The 19,075-nt window shown below is 44.2% G+C and carries 15 protein-coding genes and 2 tRNA genes; 10 read left to right on the top strand and 7 right to left on the bottom strand.

Translation table 11 applies throughout. The annotated features are described in order from the left end of the window. The first annotated feature begins 260 nt into the window (after window positions 1–260). Window positions 261–2,099 carry a phosphogluconate dehydratase gene (gene edd / locus LVJ86_RS09080; RefSeq protein WP_047761381.1) on the top strand — a complete coding sequence of 613 codons (1,839 nt, stop codon included), beginning with the start codon at window positions 261–263 and terminating at the stop codon, window positions 2,097–2,099. Window positions 2,100–2,181: 82 nt separating this feature from the next. Next, window positions 2,182–2,808: a bifunctional 4-hydroxy-2-oxoglutarate aldolase/2-dehydro-3-deoxy-phosphogluconate aldolase gene (locus LVJ86_RS09075; RefSeq protein ID WP_047761380.1), complete on the top strand. Its 627-nt coding sequence runs from the start codon at window positions 2,182–2,184 to the stop codon at window positions 2,806–2,808. 105 nt (window positions 2,809–2,913) lie between these two features. Here LVJ86_RS09075 and hemH read toward each other — a convergent pair whose 3' ends face one another. Both hemH and LVJ86_RS09065 read right to left on the bottom strand, forming a co-directional pair. Then, window positions 2,914–3,930, bottom strand: a complete 1,017-nt coding sequence (gene hemH / locus LVJ86_RS09070) for a ferrochelatase (RefSeq protein WP_047761379.1) — start codon at window positions 3,928–3,930, stop codon at window positions 2,914–2,916. A 239-nt stretch (window positions 3,931–4,169) separates the two neighbouring features. Then, on the bottom strand, window positions 4,170–5,021 hold the full coding sequence (locus LVJ86_RS09065; RefSeq protein ID WP_047761378.1) for a c-type cytochrome: 852 nt from the start codon (window positions 5,019–5,021) through the stop codon (window positions 4,170–4,172). Window positions 5,022–5,295: 274 nt separating this feature from the next. Here LVJ86_RS09065 and LVJ86_RS09060 point away from each other — a divergent pair. From LVJ86_RS09060 to porB, 5 genes are all read left to right on the top strand, one after another. Beyond that, a tRNA-Arg gene (locus LVJ86_RS09060) sits at window positions 5,296–5,371 on the top strand. 376 nt (window positions 5,372–5,747) lie between these two features. Further along, window positions 5,748–7,529, top strand: a complete 1,782-nt coding sequence (gene ilvB, locus LVJ86_RS09055) for a biosynthetic-type acetolactate synthase large subunit (protein ID WP_047761377.1) — start codon at window positions 5,748–5,750, stop codon at window positions 7,527–7,529. Then, window positions 7,526–8,017, top strand: a complete 492-nt coding sequence (gene ilvN, locus LVJ86_RS09050) for an acetolactate synthase small subunit (protein WP_047761376.1) — start codon at window positions 7,526–7,528, stop codon at window positions 8,015–8,017. The genes ilvB and ilvN overlap by 4 nt, the downstream gene beginning before the upstream one ends. A gap of 201 nt (window positions 8,018–8,218) precedes the next feature. Further along, window positions 8,219–9,232 carry a ketol-acid reductoisomerase gene (gene ilvC, locus LVJ86_RS09045; protein ID WP_047761375.1) on the top strand — a complete coding sequence of 338 codons (1,014 nt, stop codon included), beginning with the start codon at window positions 8,219–8,221 and terminating at the stop codon, window positions 9,230–9,232. Between the two features lie 606 nt (window positions 9,233–9,838). Next, the gene (gene porB, locus LVJ86_RS09040) at window positions 9,839–10,936 is read left to right on the top strand and encodes a trimeric porin PorB (RefSeq protein ID WP_047761374.1); all 1,098 of its coding nucleotides are present in this window, start codon (window positions 9,839–9,841) and stop codon (window positions 10,934–10,936) included. 394 nt (window positions 10,937–11,330) lie between these two features. Here the strand turns inward: porB and LVJ86_RS09035 are convergent, their stop codons facing one another. From LVJ86_RS09035 to LVJ86_RS09015, 5 genes are all read right to left on the bottom strand, one after another. Next, window positions 11,331–11,984, bottom strand: coding sequence for an IS1595 family transposase (locus LVJ86_RS09035; protein WP_244702552.1), 654 nt, complete (start codon window positions 11,982–11,984; stop codon window positions 11,331–11,333). A gap of 426 nt (window positions 11,985–12,410) precedes the next feature. Then, window positions 12,411–14,537: a polyribonucleotide nucleotidyltransferase gene (gene pnp / locus LVJ86_RS09030; protein ID WP_047761857.1), complete on the bottom strand. Its 2,127-nt coding sequence runs from the start codon at window positions 14,535–14,537 to the stop codon at window positions 12,411–12,413. 350 nt (window positions 14,538–14,887) lie between these two features. Continuing rightward, a complete protein-coding gene (locus tag LVJ86_RS09025) occupies window positions 14,888–15,424 on the bottom strand; it encodes a glutathione peroxidase (protein ID WP_047761858.1) in 537 nt (178 codons plus the stop codon). 195 nt (window positions 15,425–15,619) lie between these two features. Then, entirely contained in the window at window positions 15,620–16,276 is a 657-nt protein-coding gene (locus LVJ86_RS09020; protein WP_047761859.1) for a protein-L-isoaspartate O-methyltransferase family protein, read from the bottom strand. Window positions 16,277–16,327: 51 nt separating this feature from the next. After that, entirely contained in the window at window positions 16,328–16,864 is a 537-nt protein-coding gene (locus LVJ86_RS09015; protein ID WP_047761860.1) for a GAF domain-containing protein, read from the bottom strand. 363 nt (window positions 16,865–17,227) lie between these two features. Between LVJ86_RS09015 and tpiA the strand changes: the two genes are divergently transcribed. The 3 genes from tpiA to LVJ86_RS09000 all read left to right on the top strand — a co-directional run bounded on the left by tpiA (window position 17,228) and on the right by LVJ86_RS09000 (window position 18,454). Then, window positions 17,228–17,992 (top strand): triose-phosphate isomerase, encoded by a 765-nt coding sequence (gene tpiA, locus LVJ86_RS09010; RefSeq protein WP_047761861.1) that lies wholly within the window; start codon window positions 17,228–17,230, stop codon window positions 17,990–17,992. 6 nt (window positions 17,993–17,998) lie between these two features. Continuing rightward, window positions 17,999–18,349: a preprotein translocase subunit SecG gene (gene secG / locus LVJ86_RS09005; RefSeq protein ID WP_047761862.1), complete on the top strand. Its 351-nt coding sequence runs from the start codon at window positions 17,999–18,001 to the stop codon at window positions 18,347–18,349. Window positions 18,350–18,368: 19 nt separating this feature from the next. Beyond that, window positions 18,369–18,454: transfer RNA gene (locus LVJ86_RS09000), tRNA-Leu, on the top strand. The last annotated feature ends 621 nt before the right edge of the window (window positions 18,455–19,075 follow it).

The following is a 19,075-nucleotide window of genomic DNA, read 5'->3' as shown; positions in this document are numbered from 1 at the left end:
AGCAATCCTACACGCCACTACAGTTTTTGTCTATGTTGTTTTGGGTAAAATATTTGATTTAGGTAAAGACCAGCCCATCTTTCGGTGATATCATGTTATAAAACTACATATTAAAGTGCCGATTGCTAATTCGGTTGTATGTAGCCAAATTACATGGGTCATTATTTTACATGGTATGGCAAAGCATTTTTCAGACGGCCTGTTTCCATCCTCATATATAACGTAATGCTTTGATTGTCCAGCCAGAAAGGCAGAATAAAATGAGCACGACTACCGCCATTCATCCTACGATTAATGCAGTTACCCAGCGTATAACCGAGCGTAGTAAGCCCACCAGAACAGCTTATTTGCAGCGTATCCGTGCGGCTGCCGGAAAAGGCAGGCTGCAGCGCAGTAATTTGGGTTGTACAAACTTGGCACACGCTTTCGCGGCAGCTCCCTCAGCTGTAAAAATCGAGTTAAAACAAGAAGAGGTTCCTAATTTTGGCATCGTATCGTCATATAACGATATGGTATCTGCCCATCAGCCGTTTGAAGAATTTCCAGTTTGGTTGAAGGAAGAATGCTTTAAGCACGGCACAACAGTTCAGTTTGCAGGTGGCACTCCTGCTATGTGCGACGGCATTACCCAGGGATACGAAGGGATGGAGCTTTCCTTGTTTTCCCGTGATGTTATTGCCATGAGCACGGCGGTAGCTTTGTCGCACCAAATGTTTGACGGGGTATTTTATCTCGGTGTGTGCGACAAAATCGTACCCGGTTTACTGATAGGTGCATTGAGTTTCGGCCACTTGCCGGCTTTGTTTGTGCCGGCAGGTCCGATGACCAGCGGCTTGGCAAATAATGAAAAAGCGAAAATCCGCCAGTTGTTTGCCGAAGGGAAAGTAGGGCGGGATATTTTGCTTGAGAGTGAAATGGCTTCTTATCACAGCCCGGGTACTTGTACTTTTTACGGTACGGCCAATTCCAACCAAATGATGATGGAAATGATGGGGCTGCATTTGCCTAATTCGGCGTTCGTAAATCCGAATACGCCGATGCGCGAGGCTTTGACACGGGCGGCTGGCGAGCATATGGCCGAAGCGGTGAAAAAAGGCAGGATTTTGCCCGTGGGCGAGATGATCACTGAAAAATCAATTGTGAATGCAATTGTTGGTTTAATGGCAACAGGCGGCTCTACCAATCATACTATGCATTTGATTGCATTTGCCCGTGCGGCGGGAATTATCGTTAATTGGGATGATTTTGATGATATTTCCAATATTGTGCCGTTGTTGGCTAGGGTTTATCCAAACGGCAAGGCGGATGTCAATCATTTTGCGGCGGCCGGAGGCTTGGCATTTGTGATTCGCGAGCTTCTGGATGCGGGCTTGCTGCATGAAGATGTGGATACCGTTGTTGGCCGCGGTATGCGTGCTTATACGCGCGAACCGTTCTTGGTAGATGGAAAGGTTCAATGGCGGGATGCGGTGGCAGTGAGCCAAGATGACAGCGTTTTACGACCGGCATCGGCTCCGTTTTCTCCCGATGGTGGGTTGCGTTTGATGAAGGGTAATATCGGCCGTAGCGTAATTAAGGTGTCGGCGGTTATGCCTGAGCACCGCGTGATCGAAGCGCCTGCAATTGTTTTTGACGATCAGCGTGAGGTGTTGGCTGCCTTTGACCGAGGTGAGTTGGAACGCGATTTTATCGCCGTTGTACGCTTTCAGGGGCCGCGAGCCAACGGTATGCCTGAATTGCACAAGTTAACACCGCAGCTGAGTGTATTGCAGGGGCGCGGTTTTAAAGTTGCTTTGGTAACCGACGGGCGTATGTCGGGAGCTTCGGGTAAAGTTCCGGCAGCCATTCATATGAGCCCTGAAGCTTTGTTGGGTGGGGCAATCGGTAAAATCCGTACCGGTGACATGTTGCGCTTTGATGCTGAGACGGGCGAATTGAATGTGTTGATGGATGAAGCCGAATTTAATGCGCGAGAGATTCCGGTTCCGGACTTGTCTGCCCGTAGTCACGGCATTGGCCGGGAACTCTTTGCTGGTTTCCGTAGTTTGTCCAGCAGTGCAGAAACTGGAGCCATGAGTTTCGGCGGTGATTTCGTTTAATGCCTTTCAGACGGCCTAAAAATTCTAATATGAATTAGGCCGTCTGAAAAAGATATGTGATTTTTGTGGAGCATACAATTTTATGAATGCACGTGAAATTTTAAGTGCTGGTGCGGTTGTTCCGGTAATGGCAATTGATGATTTGTCGACTGCCGTAGATTTGGCTCATGCGCTGGTAGAGGGCGGTATTCCAACATTGGAGATTACTTTGCGTACGCCGGTTGGAATTGATGCTATCCGATTGATTAAAAAAGAAGTGCCAGGAGCAATTGTGGGTGCCGGTACGGTTGTTAACAGCAAACAGTTAAAAGCAGTAGAAGATGCGGGGGCGGCATTTGCCATCAGCCCGGGTTTGAACGGCGAATTTGTTAAAGCGGCTCAGCAAAGTAGTACGGTCGTGATTCCGGGAGTGGCTACCCCAGGGGAGCTTATGCTGGCTTTGGAGTACGGTATCGATACGTTGAAGCTGTTTCCTGCCGAGGTTGTGGGTGGAACGGAGATGTTAAAGGCACTTTACGGCCCGTTTGCCGATGTGCGCTTCTGTCCGACAGGCGGCATCAGCTTGAAAACCGCTCCCGAATATTTGGCGTTGCCGAATGTATTATGTGTGGGTGGTTCATGGTTGACGCCGAAAGAGGCGGTAAAAAATAAAGATTGGGATACCATTACCCGTTTGGCTAAAGAGGCGGCTGCCCTAAAGAGAGTTTGAGTCTGGTAAATCTTGCCGATTAGGTAAATTTTGCAGTAGCCCGCATTGGAAATTTAAGGCCGTCTGAATATATTCAGACGGCCTTATTTAACATGAAAACTTTAACTAATGCGACCAACCTTGAAGGTTTTGCAAAACTAAGTCTGCCAGTGCGTTTATCCAGTTTGCGTTGGTGTTGAGGCAGGGAATATAGTGATATTGTGTACCACCGGCTTCATGGAACTGTTCCCGTCCGGCAATAGCGATTTCTTCCATAGTCTCCAAGCAATCGCTGACAAAACCCGGGCAGAATATATCCAGTTTGTTAACCCCTTGCTTGGGAAGCGTATCAAATAAATCCTGCGTGCTGGGTCCGATCCATTTGGCTTTGCCGAATTGGCTTTGGAAAGAAACGATATAATCATTTTCTTTCAAATTCAAGGCAGCTGCCAGCAGTCGGGCTGTTTCCCTGCATTCATATTGATAGGGATCGCCTTTTTCCTCATTAGCTTGCGGAATACCGTGAAAACTAAGCATCAGTTTGTCGCCGCGTCCATATTCTTGCCAATATGCTTCAATATGTTGTTTCATGGCTGCAATATAGCCGGGGTGATCATAAAAGCGCGCAACAGTACGTAAGCTCATTTGATTTCTCTGTTGCAATAAAACTTGAAATACTTTATCCAATGCCGCGCCTGTGCTTGAGGCAGCATATTGGGGATAGAGTGGTATTGCCAAGAGGCGGCATACACCTTGGGCTTTCAATTCGTTTATAACCCGGGATACGGAAGGCTCGCCGTATGTCATAGCATGACGGACAATAACTGTGTTGCCTAATTTGGCAGATAGAGCCTCAGCCTGCCGTTTGGTGTAAACAGCCAGTGGAGAGCCTTCAGGAAACCAAACTTTTTCATAACCGTGTGCGCTTTTTTTAGGCCGTAATGTCAATACCAAACCGTGCAATACCGGCTGCCATAGAGCTTTAGGTAGCTCAACTACCCGCTGGTCTGATAAGAAGTCTCGCAGATACGGGCGGACTGCCTCTGAGGTGGGGGCAGAAGGTGTGCCGAGGTTAATGAGTATAACGGCAGTCTGGTCCTGCAGATTATGGGAGATGGCGGGTTCTGGTAGGAAGCGAGGCATGATTATCCTTGTTGATAAAGGTTTTGATGCAGTTTCAGACGGCATCTTACGTTATTTTTAAAGGTAGGGAAATGCGAACACAAAGGTTTTAATCTCTAACAATCACGGTCATTAATTGAATATTGGTAAGCAAAAATGGCCAGGGAGTTTTTTAGATGGCGATGTCGAATATACTTTTCAGAAAGAGTAAATAAAAAAGCGTATCTATACAAAGATACGCTTTTTTAATTGAAGAAATTTTAGAAATTACCGCCGGATTGGTTAGCCATATAAACCACTGCGGCTTCTACTTCGGCATCAGTTAAGTTGGCATTGCCGCCTTTGGGAGGCATTACGCCGCCTTTGGGGTTGGTAAAGCCTTCGATAGCATGTTTTACCAAGGTGGCTTTGCCTTGTTTCAAGCGCTCAGTCCAATCGGCATTATGTGTGATTTTTGGGGAGAACGGAATAGCGGAGTCTGCACCGTGGCAAGCCATGCACAATCCTTCAAATACTTTTTTGCCATCTGCACCGCCGGCAACTGCTACCGGAGCAGCTGCAGGGGCTGCGGCAGTATCTGATGCTGCAGCAGCACCAGAAGCATCAGTCGCAGCCGCATCTGATGCGGCACCTACGGCAGGAGCTTCAAAATTACCACCTGATTGGTTGGTCATGTAAACGATGGCACGTTTCAATTCGTCATCGGTCAAGTCGGCAGCACCGCCTTTGGCAGGCATGGCTTTAAAACCGTTCAATGCATGAGTGAAGAGCATATCAAGGCCTTGTGCAATGCGCGGAGCCCATTCGTTATTATGGGTAATTTTAGGCGAGTTGGGCACTAAGCTGTCGGCAGCGTGACATTGAATACAGATTTTATTGAAAATTTGCTCGCCTGTGCGCTCGCCCACCGGTGTGCCGTCACCCATGGCAATGCTGCCTGCAGGCATAATACGGGTTTCGGTAGCAGATTGGCTGCTTTCTTGAACATCGCTGTAATAGCCGCTTGTTGCCAGTTTCACCAGTAAAAACAATACCGCAAGCAGGATAACGATACCGCCCACGAAAGTGGTGATTGCAGAGCCATGGGCTTTATTGTTGTTCGGTTGATTCATTTGGTTGGCCTCGCCGTTTTTGGTAGTTGTGACGAAAATATTATGAAAAAAGTATTTTGTTAAATTGAATTAACAATAATTTGCTGGATTATACTGAATTCGCGGTGTCTTTCCAATCTTTAAAGTTTAGTTTAGCTCAAAAAACGGTCGATTTGTAGGGAAAAGGCTGATTGAGCCTCATGTAGAAAAAAAGGGAGAATAGCCAGGGTAGGAAGAGCGGATCGTTAAAATATTGTGCTTATTTGTACATTATGCAATAATAGTCAGCTTATATGCACCCATAGCTCAGTTGGAAGAGCGTCAGTTTCCGAAGCTGGAGGCCACAGGTTCGATCCCTGTTGGGTGCGCCAAAATTGTGATTTGAAAAAGCAGCCGGTGGGGCTGCTTTTTTATTATCTTCACATTTGATTTGTTGTTTAATATCTTAAGTATCGGCTGTAATTATATTTGTTTTTCTTTTAAGAATCATAGGTTAATTGCTTTATGAATAATTTGTGTTAAATTATGAAAGTTTTTACCTTGCTTGGTATTGAGCTTTCAGTTATTGTATCTTTTCTTTACTCGATAAACTCTCAAGCGTCTAAGTCAATTGATTGGGTTGCTTGGTTGTCGCCGGATTTTTGCAGTGCGCGTACCCTAAATCGCTGCCTGTGAAAATAGCATTACAGGTGCGGTGGCGAAACCGGCGGTTCCTATTGGTTTACGCGCAACACAAAAGAGGTAACCATGCAATTATCAGGTGCGCAAATCCTTGTGCAAAGTCTCAAGGCCGAGGGCGTTGAATACGTTTTCGGTTATCCTGGCGGCGCAGTTCTTGAAATTTACGACGCGCTTTTCCAACTTAATAAATTCCAGCATATTTTAGTACGCCATGAACAGGCAGCGGTACATGCCGCCGATGCTTATGCACGAACCAGCGGAAAAGTTGGCGTGGCATTGGTCACTTCCGGCCCCGGTGCTACTAATGCGATTACTGGTATCGCTACTGCTTATGCGGATTCGATTCCGCTTGTGGTGATTTCCGGCCAGGTGGGAACGCCTGCTATCGGTTCGGATGCCTTTCAAGAAATTGATATGATTGGTGTGTCACGTCCGTGTGTGAAACATAACTTTTTGGTAACCAGTATCCACGAATTGGCGGAAACGGTTAAAAAAGCGTTTCAAATTGCTAAAACGGGGCGGCCGGGGCCGGTAGTAATTGATATTGCCAAAGATGTCACCCAGGCAATGGCAAAATTCAGTTATCCGCAGGAAGATATCTTTATCCGCTCTTACCAACCGGTTACTCACGGTCATACCGGTCAGATTAAAAAAGCCATTCAAATGTTGGCTGCCGCCAAGCGTCCGCTTATTTATTTCGGCGGCGGTGCTGTGTTAGGTAATGCCTCAGAAGAGTTGGTGGAGTTCGTACAGCTTACGGGAGCACCTTGTACCGGTACGCTGATGGGTTTGGGAGCTTATCCTTCTACAAACAAACAGTTTCTCGGCATGCTCGGCATGCACGGTACCTATGAGGCCAACCTTGCTATGCATAATGCGGATATCGTATTAGCAGTAGGTGCGCGGTTTGATGACCGTGTAGTATCAGTGCCGGCAAAGTTTACGGAGAAGCCTAAAAAAATTATCCATATCGATATCGATCCTTCAAGTATTTCCAAGCGCGTGAAAGCTGATATTCCGATTGTGGGCGACGTGAAAAATGTTTTGCGTGAAATGATCGGTATTTGGAAAAAGCAGGAGCTGTCATTTAATGAGGCGCTGCTGGGTAAATGGTGGGAAACGGTCGAATCTTGGCGTAGTCGCCACTGTTTGCGCATTCCTCAGATGGAGGGAGATATCATATTGCCGCAAATGGTGATACAAACATTGGCGGAGATAACCAATAACGAAGCCATTATCACCTCGGATGTCGGCCAACATCAAATGTTTACTGCGCAATATTATCCGTTTATCCGGCCGCGCCAATGGTTGAATTCAGGCGGTTTGGGTACGATGGGCGTAGGTTTGCCTTACGCAATGGGGGCTTATCTTGCCGATCCGAGCAAAGATGTTTGCTGTATTACCGGCGAAGGTTCTATTCAGATGAATATCCAAGAGCTTTCTACTTGCTTGCAATACAAGCTGCCTATTAAAACCATTTGCTTGAATAACGGTTACTTGGGAATGGTGCGCCAATGGCAGGAGCTTTATTACAGTAATCGTGAATCAGAAACCTATTTCGATTCTCTTCCCGATTTTGTCAAATTGGCCGAAGCCTATGGTCATATAGGTATGCGTATCGAAAAAGCTTCGGATGTAGAAGGTGCATTGCGTGAGGCATTGGCACTAAAAGATCGTTTCGTATTCATGGATTTCATTACCGATAAAAAACAAAATGTTTTCCCGATGGTAGGTAACGGTAAAGGCTTAGATGAAATGGTACTGCCGCCGCATATGCGTGAAACACCGCAAGATAGTGATGTAAACGATGTAAACGATCGTGATTACGATACAAGGAGCGTACCATGAGACACATCTTATCTATCCTATTGGAAAACGAATCGGGTGCGATGAGTAGGGTGGTCGGATTGTTTTCTGCCCGCGACTATAATATCGATTCACTTTCTGTTGCAGCTACCGAAGATAAAACACTTTCCCGCATGACTATTGTTACTCACGGTGATGATGCCGTGATAGAGCAGATAACCAAACAGCTCAATAAACTGATTGAAGTGGTGAAAGTAGTTGATTTGAATGAAAGTCGTTTTGTCGAGCGCGAGCTGATGTTGGTAAAAATCCGTGCAGTAGGTAAAGACCGTGATGAAATATTACGGTTGGCCGAAATTTATCGGGGACATATAGTAGATGTTACTGATAAAAGTTATACGGTTGAAGTAACGGGTACAAGCGATAAACTTGATGCGTTTTTAGAAACCATCAATAAAAGCCTGATTCTCGAAACTGTTCGTACGGGTGCTGCAGGTATTGGGCGCGGTGAACGGATTTTAAAAGTCTGATGTTTTCAGACGGCTTTAAAACTTTAAAAGTAGATTTAGGCCGTCTGAAAAATTAACAACCGTATACTTATATATAAGTATATTATTTGTTGGTATTGAAGTTTTGAAATAGCAAGAGGTAGGTTAAGGTGATATATCCAGCCTACCGATTTAAAAATAAACCGGATAATCCCTCATCCATCATTCATAAGGAATGTAAACATGCAAGTATTTTACGATAAAGATGCAGACCTCTCCCTGATTAAAGGTAAAACCGTTGCTATTATCGGTTACGGCTCTCAAGGACATGCGCATGCGGCGAATCTGAAAGATTCGGGGGTCAATGTAGTGATTGGTCTACGCCCGGGCAGCTCATGGAAAAAAGCCGAGGCAGCGGGTCACAAAGTATTGAGCGTTGCCGAGGCAACCAAAGCAGCCGACGTAGTGATGATCTTGCTGCCGGATGAAAATCAGCCGTTCGTTTACAAAAATGAGATTGAAGCCAATTTGAAACAAGGTGCCGTATTGGCGTTTGCACATGGTTTTAACGTGCATTACAACCAAATCGTACCTCGTGAAGACTTAGACGTTATTATGATTGCTCCTAAAGGGCCGGGTCACACTGTGCGTAGTGAGTACAAAAAAGGCGGCGGTGTTCCGACTTTGATTGCCGTTTATCAAGATAAATCAGGCAAAGCCCGTGATATTGCCTTGTCTTACGCAGCCGCCAATGGCGGAACTAAAGGCGGTGTAATCGAAACCAATTTCCGTGAAGAAACCGAAACCGATTTGTTCGGTGAGCAAGCCGTATTATGCGGTGGCGCAGTTGAGCTTGTGAAATGCGGTTTTGAAACCCTGGTTGAAGCCGGTTACGCACCCGAAATGGCTTATTTTGAATGCTTGCATGAGCTGAAATTGATTGTCGACCTGATGTATGAGGGAGGCATTGCAAATATGAACTATTCTATTTCCAATAATGCGGAATACGGCGAATATGTAACCGGCCCCGAGGTGGTGACTGCTGCAACCAAAGATGCCATGCGTAAGGCCTTGAAACGTATTCAAACCGGCGAATACGCAAAAATGTTTATCCAAGAGGGTGCGGCAAATTATCCTGCCATGACGGCTCGCCGCCGCATTAATGCCGAACATCCGATCGAGGTGGTAGGTAAGCAGTTGCGCGGCATGATGCCGTGGATTGCTCAAAATAAATTAGTTGATTTGGATAAAAACTAATTCATAAATACTGTATTTTAAGTATAGGAAAGGCCGTCTGAATTTTCAGACGGCCTTTTTATTTTTCATAAAATGCGCACATAATGAAGATGGTTTTTAATTTTGTAACTATTGTAAATACATCAAGATTGGGTGGAGAGTTATTAAATTAAGAAAGAGAAAGCTCTCTTTCATGCTAATTGCATTGAATGCCTAGGCAAATGATACAGATATAAATAACCATTAAAATACCGTAAAATTACCCTATTCAAGCCTCTGAAATCGGCCTAATTCAGTGTTTTCAACAGATATTAGAAAGCCCTAAATCAGATCTCTCTTAACAAAATTGCAACAAATCCGATTTAAGTGTTGTAAACCTGCACATATGCCTTGTTATTTTTTTAATATTTTGATTTTTATGTATTTTATAAAAAAGTGTAGGTTAAACCCTACACTTTTAGGAGCTTGATAGAGCGGTAACTGGTGATAAAGTTTGTTTTTTTACAACGAAGCAATTATATTAGCAGACATGAAATCGCTAACGTTGCGATGAATGCAAAAGCTTGGATGGATTTCATACACTCCATTTAAGTTTGTTTTCTTAAAACATAGAAAAGGAATACAGCAATGAAAAAAACCCTGATTGCTTTGACTCTGGCAGCTTTGCCTGTGGCAGCTTCTGCTGACGTTATTCTGTACGGCCAAATCAAAGCCGGTGTTGAGGTTGCTCAAACTAAAGTTACTGTAGATGGCGTTTCTGAAAAAAGCGACACTACTACTCAAATTGCTGACTTCGGTTCGCGTATCGGTTTCAAAGGGCACGAGCACTTGGGTTCTGGCCTGAACGCTATTTGGCAAGTTGAAAACAATGTTTCTGTTGCTGGCGGTGGTACTTGGGCTGGTCGTGATTCTTTCATCGGCTTGGAAGGTAACTTCGGTAAAGTACGTGCTGGTAAACTGAGCACTCAATTGAACGATATGGGTACTGTTGACCCCTGGGAATACAATAATAACGCCTTGGGCTTGGGTATGTTCACTCGCACTGGTAAGCGTGTAACATCTGTACGTTACGATTCACCTGTATTTGCTGGTTTTAGCGGTAATGTACAATATACACCACGTGATAATGGTACTGAAGTTCGTGGCTTGGGTGTAACTACTGGTCGTGATGACGAAGCTAGTGATACTTCTGGCTACTACGCTGGTTTGAACTATGAAAATGCTGGTTTCTTCGCTCAATATGGCGTGGGTTATAAAAAATCTGCTTATATCGCTGGTAGCGGTGAAAGCAAATCTGGCCAAGCTCACCGTGTAGAAGCTGGCTATGATGCTAACAACCTGTTTGTTGGTTTGGGCTACCAATACACCAATGGTTGGGATAGCTACGATAGCTACTTAGCTGCTTTAGCTAGTGATTCAGAATATGATGCAGCAGCTGATAATTCTGTTGGCATTAAAGCTCATGAAGTTGCTGCTACTGCTGCTTACCGCTTCGGTAATGTGACTCCTCGTGTATCTTATGCTCATGGCTTTAAAGTTAAAGGTGCAGAGTTGACTGATGCAGAGCGTAAAGCTGCTAAATATGACCAAATCGTTTTGGGTGCCGATTACGATTTCTCTAAACGTACCACTGCTATGGTTTCAGCTGGTTGGTTGAAAGCTGGTAGCGGTGACAACAAAACCCAAACTACCGCTGGTTTGGTTGGTCTGCGTCACAAATTCTAATCTATACGGTTAGTCTTAAAAAAGAGCCTGCTTTGCAGGCTCTTTTTGTATTATTAAGTGAAATATACTGCTCGGATTGTAGTGTTGTTGTGCAGTGTGAGGGAAGGGTGTGCTGGATTAGCATTGCTATTTAAAGAGCGGGGAATGTATCTGCTTTGGGGTAGTCATAACAATAGTGCCTTTAGTTCTTGATATGTAGATAGAGATAAGATATTTCTGAAAAAGTTGGGAAGCAAAGTAGATTGGTTGATTTATGTTTGCGTAATAAAACATATGGCTATTGATTAAAGGTAGGCTCAGGCCGTCTGAAAAAATACATTTCAATAGCGGATATTGTTTAAGGCCGCCTAATTATTTCAAATGATAAAATTTTAGGGGCTGTATTAGATTAGCCTTAAATATCACACCAAATTCGCAAAATTTTAAGTTGCTCTTTTGGTGTACCAAAGTTAAAACGAAATTCGCATTCTTTCAAGAATAAAGGGAAAGATTTTCGGTCAATTCCATTGTACTTTCGTAGAACGCGCTTTGCCTGATTCCAGAAGTTTTCAATACCGTTGATATGGTTTTGACGGTCGACAAAAAGCTCTGAATGATTGATTCTGTGATGCGTAAATTCACTCACATCTAGCACATCATAGCTTTTGTAATAGTCCGTATAAACAATGCTATCAGGCATTATTTTTCGTTTAATAACAGGTAGTAAAGTATCTTGTTTGGTATTTTTAACGACAACAGTATAAACCTTGCCTTGACGTTTCAAAATACCAAATACCGCTACTTTCCCAGCCGCTCCGCGACCGCGTTTGCCTTTTCGTTGTCCACCAAAATAACTCTCATCAAGCTCGATTGAACCATCAAAGATTTCATCAGCTTGAAGCTCTAAATGATAGGCAATGACTTGGCGAATTTTACGGTAAAACAGAGCTGCTGAATTGGGGTTAATATCCAATAAATTGGCAGCAGAACGGGCGGTTACCTCAAGTACAAAAAATTCAAGCAACTTTTTTTGTAATTTTTTAGATAGTTTACAGTGTGTTATCTTCATTTTTAAAGGGTAACATAACTGCCAATCTAATACAGCCCCAAATTTTATTCAAATCAGCCTGATGAGATTTTTGTGAAGATCATATATGTATAAGAAATGATGAGAAAATACGGCGAGTGCTATTTGATTATGCAGTAACAAACTTATGAAATCTTCGTAGGGAAGCGGCATCAAATTACTTTTCAAGATAAAAGAGTGGCTTTTTCTTACATGAAAATTTGTTGTAGATTAATTAGCAAATAAGCAGTTCTGAATCAGGTTTAAGAAGATAAATAGTCGATCAGTTGATCTGGGTGGGAAGTAGGGTTGAAACCAGTGTGCCGAGCGGTTGTGGATATAAAAACTGCACTATCGGATTGTCCGGTAGTGCAGTTTACTTTGGTATGATCCTGTTGAGAGAGGCCTTGTAACAAGCCGTGGCAGAATTTATTCTGCTTCAGTTTGACGCTCTTCTCGTTCGGGGGCTTCAATCAAAGCCTTCATAGATAGGCGCACGCGACCGCGATCGTCTACTTCCAAAGCTTTCACTTGAACGGTTTGGCCTACTTGAAGATAATCGCTTACGTTTTTCACGCGTTCATGTGCGATTTGGCTGATGTGTACCAAACCGTCTTTACCCGGCATCACAGAAACGATAGCGCCAACATTGTTATCCAGCAGTTTAACTACGGTGCCTTCATATACTTTGCCAACTTCTACTTCGGCTGTGATGGCTTCAATACGGCGTTTTGCGGCATCTCCCGCTTCTTGCGTGGTAGCGGCAATGGTAATGGTACCGTCTTCTGCAATGTTGATCTCAGTACCGGTTTCGGCAGTTAGAGCACGGATGGTTTCCCCGCCTTTGCCGATGACATCACGAATCTTGTCTTGGTTGATCTTCATTGTAAACAGACGGGGAGCGTGTTGCGACAGCTCTTGGGGGCCTTCTACTGCTTCTTTCATTTGGCCGAGAATATGGAAACGTGCTTCTTTGGCTTGTTCCAAAGCAATTTGCATGATTTCTTTGGTAATGCCTTGGATTTTAATATCCATTTGCAGGGCAGTGACACCATTGGTTGTGCCGGCTACTTTGAAATCCATATCGCCGAGGTGGTCTTCATCACCGAGAATATCGGTTAGAACGGCGAATTTGTTACCTTCTAAAATCAAGCCCATGGCGATACCGGCTACATGAGCCTTCAGCGGTACGCCGGCTGACAGCAAGCTCAGGCAGCCGCCGCATACGGAAGCCATAGATGAAGAACCGTTAGACTCGGTAATCTCTGATACCACGCGCATGGTGTAGCTGAACTCTTCGGGTGAGGGTAATACTGCAACTAAGGCGCGTTTTGCCAAGCGGCCGTGTCCTATTTCACGGCGTTTGGGAGCGCCCATACGGCCTACTTCGCCGGTTGAGTAAGGCGGGAAGTTATAGTGCAACATGAAGCGGTCGGTATATTCACCGCTTAAGGCATCGATAATTTGCTCATCGCGTGATGTGCCGAGAGTAGCGATTGCCAATGCTTGGGTTTCGCCACGGGTAAACAGAGCGGAACCGTGGGTGCGCGGCAATACGTTGGTTTGGATATTAATCGGACGTACGGTACGGGTATCGCGGCCATCAATACGGGGTTGGCCGTCAAGAATTTGGCTGCGTACTACATCGGCTTCCAATTGTTTAAAGATGCCTTTGATTTGATTTGCTGTCAGGGTATCGGTTTCTTCGGTAATCAAGGCTTCTTTTACGGCATTCCATGCTTCATCTAGCTTGGCGCTGCGGGCTTGTTTTTGGCGGATTTTAAATGCCTCACTAATGGCATTACCGGCAATTTCACGGATTTGGCTAACCAAGGCCTCGTTGGTTTCCGGAGCTTTCCAATCCCATACTTCCGGATTTACTTCATCTGCCAGTTCATTAATGGCGGTGATGGCTGCCTGCATTTGTTCGTGACCGAAAACAACGGCACCAAGCATAACGCTTTCAGGTAATTCTTGTGCTTCCGACTCCACCATCAAAACGGCTTTTTGTGTGCCGGCTACGACTAAGTCCATTTTAGATTGGGCTAATTGGGTTTTAGTCGGGTTTAATACATATTGGTCGTTGATATAGCCTACGCGTGCGGCGCCGATAGGTCCGGCAAAAGGTACGCCGCTCAATACCAAGGCGGCAGATGCACCAATCATCGCGGGGATATCGGAATCGATTTCCGGATCAACGGAAACAACCATGGCAACGATTTGGATGTCATGGTAGAAACCTTCGGGGAATAATGGGCGGATGGGGCGGTCGATTAGGCGGCTGGTTAGGATTTCTTTTTCGCTTTGTTTGCCTTCGCGTTTGAAGAAGCCTCCGGGGATTTTGCCGGCTGCATAGGTGCGTTCCAGATAATCAACGGTAAGCGGGAAGAAATCTTGTCCGGCTTTGACCTCTTTGGCAGCGGTTACGGCAACCAAAACAACGGTATCGCCCATTGATACCTTAACGGCTGAGGCGGCTTGACGTGCAATTTCGCCGGTTTCCAAGGTAACGGTTTGGTTACCATATTGGAAGGTTTTTACGTGTTTATTGAACATATTGTTCCTTTCGGTTGATGCCGTACCGCTAAAACACTAATGATGCACACGGTTTTCATGCGCATGGTTAGGGTTTCAGGCAGGTACGGCGAAATATAGTAGGATTTTTTTCAGACGGCTTTGTATAACAGCCGTCTGAAAGCTGATTATAGCAAATAATCGCTATTTTTAGAGAGCTATGTTGATTAAGAATCGAGCCGGTATGATGGGTTGAGAGGGGGTGGATAGGTCGGTTTATGGGTATATTGTTTAAAAATTATTTCGATAAGCTTTGGTTAAAAATAGGGGGTATTTATGCCGTCTGAAAATTTTATTTCTTAAATAGATTTCAGACGGCTAGGATATTCGAGTTATAGCAGAGCCTCTATATATGGTGCAATTTCACTTGGAGGCATACTGGGAGCAAAACGTTCGATCACCTCGCCTTTTCGATTGACTAGAAATTTTGTGAAATTCCATTTGATGTCACCATTTTCCTGTTTTGTTCCCAACGCAGCCAGCTTGAGTAGCAAGTCTTTAAATTTTAAGCCGCCTTTATCGTGAGGTTTCTGAGATTTCAGGTAGCGGTAAATAGGGTGCGTGTTGGTGCCATTGACTTCGACTTTGTCGAATATTTTGAATTTGGTGCCGAATTTTGTTTGACATATTTGTGCAATTTCTCCGCTTGCTTCGGGAGCTTGTGTGCGAAATTGGTTGCAGGGGAAATCTAGAATTTCAAAACCTTGATCTGCATAGCGGTTATATAGAGCCTGCAATTCTTGGTATTGCGGAGTTAAACCGCAACGTGTGGCAGTGTTAACGATCAGCAAAACCTTGTCTTCATAGTCCGTCATGTTGATGGTTTGCCCTGAAGAATCTTGTGCGCTAAAGCTGTATAGTTGTTTCATAATCTTTCATTTTTATATAGTGGGTGTAAGTAGCCATTATAGTCTGAGATTTGGTGACATGACTTACACATGTGGTAATTGGGCCTGAAATCAGTTAAGTATATAGGCTGGATAACTGTTATTTAACGAAAAGGCCGTCTGAAAATTTTCAGACGGCCTCTTAAATTTGCTTTGGTATTTTGTTTAGGCTCAGGCTTAAAAACTGAATTTATCTGCCGGAGCGTCAGTTTTACTTGATAATTTCGGAATCAAAGTATCAAATAAAGTGGCTTCGGTAAATTTATCACCTTTACGAATAATCAGGCGGGCTCGTTGCACGGGGGCATCGCCTGTAACGACTACCATTCGGCCACCGTCTTTTAATTGTTGTTTTAAGATTTCGGGTACACTATTAACCGCACCACCGATGTAAATGGCATCAAATGGTGAACCGCCTGCTTCTCCGCTTAGGCCGTCACCGATTTGATAGGTAATATTGTTCAACGCTAATCCATCTAACACTTCTTTGGCGCGGGCTTGTTGTTCGGCGTCGATGTCAATTGTAACAACCTCTCCTGCCATTTTGCGTAAAACGGCGGTAGCATAGCCCGAACCGGTGCCGACCTCCAAAACTTTGTCCAGCGGTGTCAAATCCAAACCTTGGATCATACGTGCAACGATTTTAGGCTCAAGCATACTGCCGCCGTTGGGTAAAGGGAGAGCCGTATCAGAATAAGCATAGGGCTTGTGGGATTCGCTCACAAAGGCTTCACGGGGAATCTCACTCAAGGCATCTAAAATGTCGAAGTCCAACACGTCCCATGGACGGATTTGTTGTTCTACCATATTGAAACGTGCTTTTTCGAAATTCATTTTTTGCTCCGCTATATTGTGTTATTCGGGTGTTTTATAGGTTATGCGCGATTATAATGGTTTTACGTCTGCTTTAATAGTATCGGTTGTTTCGCTTTTGCTGTGCTGTTGGGCAATCAGTGCAGCTAATTTGCCGAGGTAGGCGGAGTCGGTATCATCGAATCGGTTTAGAGTGTCGGCATCAACATCCAATACGGCGATTAGGCTGTCATGTTGCGTATCAAAAATAGGAACGACAATTTCCGATTGGGAAAGGGAGGAGCAGGCAATATGATCGGGGTAGACATTAACATCACTGACAACAATGGTTTTTCGGCCAGCCCACGCTTGCCCGCATACCCCACGACCATACGGGATGCGCGTACATGCCACAGGGCCTTGGAACGGGCCCAGTACAAGCTCATGCCGTTGTGCGTCTTCTAGGTAAAAACCTACCCAGAGCCAGTCGAAGGCTGTTTTTAAAACCGCAGCAATATTGGCCAAATTGGCAATCAAGCTCGGCTCTTCGCTGATCAGGCTTTCGATTTGTGGTAATAACTGTTGGTAAATAGCTTCTTTGTTGCCGTGGGTAAGATGGATTTCATGCATGGTTTAAAGGTTTGAAATAACTGGAAATCAAAGCGGTATAATTGTTGCTGTTTCAGTGTTTCGGGTCAAGCAAATATAGGCAGAGAAGGGGATATTGCATGCTTGCAGCTTTTAACTCGGAGCAAATATCATAGATACCGCAACAGTATTGCTAATTTATTCATAATTTACTACACTTGCCTACATTAAAATCAGCTGTAATTCTTTAAAAATATAGTTGGAAAATAAAGCTAGTCATTAATGTTTATCGTTTGTAACACTTGTTTGTGTTGGGTAGCGAATTATTATATGTGCGTGTGTGATTTATTTTCTTAGCTACTATTTTTTATATAAAGTGCGCCAAGGTCATTTGGGATATTTGTTATGGAAAGTTTGTGGAATCAAAAATGGGTTATCGGCAATTGGAAAATGAACGGCCGTTTACAGAACAATAATGCCTTGATGCACCGTTTCCGTATTTTGCCTCAAGTTGACCGGGTATGTATCGGCTTGGCAGCGCCAACTGTTTATTTGCTGCAACTGCATAATGCTATGCAAATAGTGCTGAATAACCGGATTTTGACTTGTGCTCAAGACGTCAGCCGCTTTGCGGGCAATGGTGCTTACACAGGGGAAGTATCTGCCGAAATGATGGCTGATATTGGTGTTGATATCGTATTAATCGGCCATTCTGAGAGAAGTTTGTATTTCGGTGAAAAAAATGAAATACAACGTCAGAAAATCGAAAATGTATTGAATGTCGGCTTACTTCCGCTGTTATGCGTAGGTGAGAGCTTGGAAGAGCGGGAGGCCGGTAAAGAGAAAGAAGTGATTGCCCATCAATTGAGTGTTTTGGAAGGTTTGGATACTAAGCACATAGCAGTAGCTTATGAACCGGTATGGGCAATTGGTACCGGTAAAGTGGCTACGGTAGAGCAGATTGCAGAAATGCATCAATTTATTTATGAACAGATCTTGTCAATGCACGGTAATGATGCTAAGATTCGCGTTCTTTACGGCGGTAGTGTGAATGCCAATAACGCCACCGATATTTTTGCCGTACCCTATGTGGATGGCGCTTTGGTTGGCGGCGCATCTTTGGCATATGATTCATTTACTTCAATCATCAATGCCGCACAAGAATCGTAGAAATTTATGGAAGCATTTAAAACCATTATTTGGATTATCAACATCTTTGCAGCCTTATCTGTGATCATTTTGGTATTGATGCAGCAAGGTAAGGGTGCTGATGCCGGTGCAACCTTCGGCTCTGGCAGCGGTAGCGCACAAGGTGTGTTTGGTTCAAGTGGTAATGCAAACTTTTTAAGCCGAAGTACTGCGATTGCAGCAACTGTATTCTTTGCAAGCTGCATGGCAATGGTTTACATTTATAGTAATTCAACTTCGCATGGTTTGGATTTTACTAATGTGCAGCAAAGTCAGCCGGCAAATGTTCAGCCGGTACAACAGGCTCCTGCTGTAGCAAGTTCTCAACCTCAGCAGTAAGACTAAAATTTAAGTATATGCCGACATGGTGGAATTGGTAGACACGCTATCTTGAGGGGGTAGTGACCCTAGGTCGTATGAGTTCAAGTCTCATTGTCGGCACCATTAAAAGAAAACAGTCCAATTTTTGGGCTGTTTTTTTTACACTCTATATCATCCGGTAACATCCGCAAGATTAAATAAAGATACGGCGTTCAGCTGATTTTTATATTTTTCACTGCTGATTTTATATCCGATAGCATTTGATCCAATCCTATCAAATTAATTAAGGAGAGGTATATTGTGGGATCGTTCAAGTGCCTTGGAAAAATATCCCCAAAGTGCCGCCCAACCACTGCCAAATTAAAAATGCCAAGCCAACAAATAAGCTCTTAAGCCTTCAAATGGAAGATGAGACTGCATTTAGCTGTTATCCTGCAGGTAGATAAATTATGGTTAAGTACCGCCCTAACGAAAAAGAAAAGTTGTTTTCAATAGGCAAATGCCTTGTTGTATCACTCGTGGCAGGCTGTGGTGCTACTGAAATACTCTTTGAGCTGGTGGAAGGTAAAGCCCCCGGTTTATTGGCAATAGTATAGGCGGGCTTGAGAACGGCTTTATTTTGCAGAGTTAGTTGTTTGGGTTTTGCAACCGCATCAAGTAAAAAAGATTCTTTACTGATGCTTAGATCTAGAATTTTTTAGATATGTAAATGTAATGCCGTCTGAAAAGTTTTCAGACGGCATT

Origin of the sequence: Neisseria arctica (genome assembly GCF_022870905.1) — a bacterium.
In the GTDB taxonomy this organism is placed as follows: domain Bacteria; phylum Pseudomonadota; class Gammaproteobacteria; order Burkholderiales; family Neisseriaceae; genus Neisseria; species Neisseria arctica.
Note: the sequence above shows the minus strand (reverse complement) of the source record. Positions and strands in the feature narration are given on the sequence as shown.

What these genes read in the sequence shown, in the direction of transcription:
- edd (WP_047761381.1), top strand. Translation starts at nt 261, where the DNA reads ATGAGCACGACTACCGCCATTCATCCTACGATTAATGCAGTTACCCAG.
- LVJ86_RS09075 (WP_047761380.1), top strand. Translation starts at nt 2,182, where the DNA reads ATGAATGCACGTGAAATTTTAAGTGCTGGTGCGGTTGTTCCGGTAATG.
- hemH (WP_047761379.1), bottom strand. Translation starts at nt 3,930, where the DNA reads ATGCCTCGCTTCCTACCAGAACCCGCCATCTCCCATAATCTGCAGGAC.
- LVJ86_RS09065 (WP_047761378.1), bottom strand. Translation starts at nt 5,021, where the DNA reads ATGAATCAACCGAACAACAATAAAGCCCATGGCTCTGCAATCACCACT.
- ilvB (WP_047761377.1), top strand. Translation starts at nt 5,748, where the DNA reads ATGCAATTATCAGGTGCGCAAATCCTTGTGCAAAGTCTCAAGGCCGAG.
- ilvN (WP_047761376.1), top strand. Translation starts at nt 7,526, where the DNA reads ATGAGACACATCTTATCTATCCTATTGGAAAACGAATCGGGTGCGATG.
- ilvC (WP_047761375.1), top strand. Translation starts at nt 8,219, where the DNA reads ATGCAAGTATTTTACGATAAAGATGCAGACCTCTCCCTGATTAAAGGT.
- porB (WP_047761374.1), top strand. Translation starts at nt 9,839, where the DNA reads ATGAAAAAAACCCTGATTGCTTTGACTCTGGCAGCTTTGCCTGTGGCA.
- LVJ86_RS09035 (WP_244702552.1), bottom strand. Translation starts at nt 11,984, where the DNA reads ATGAAGATAACACACTGTAAACTATCTAAAAAATTACAAAAAAAGTTG.
- pnp (WP_047761857.1), bottom strand. Translation starts at nt 14,537, where the DNA reads ATGTTCAATAAACACGTAAAAACCTTCCAATATGGTAACCAAACCGTT.
- LVJ86_RS09025 (WP_047761858.1), bottom strand. Translation starts at nt 15,424, where the DNA reads ATGAAACAACTATACAGCTTTAGCGCACAAGATTCTTCAGGGCAAACC.
- LVJ86_RS09020 (WP_047761859.1), bottom strand. Translation starts at nt 16,276, where the DNA reads ATGAATTTCGAAAAAGCACGTTTCAATATGGTAGAACAACAAATCCGT.
- LVJ86_RS09015 (WP_047761860.1), bottom strand. Translation starts at nt 16,864, where the DNA reads ATGCATGAAATCCATCTTACCCACGGCAACAAAGAAGCTATTTACCAA.
- tpiA (WP_047761861.1), top strand. Translation starts at nt 17,228, where the DNA reads ATGGAAAGTTTGTGGAATCAAAAATGGGTTATCGGCAATTGGAAAATG.
- secG (WP_047761862.1), top strand. Translation starts at nt 17,999, where the DNA reads ATGGAAGCATTTAAAACCATTATTTGGATTATCAACATCTTTGCAGCC.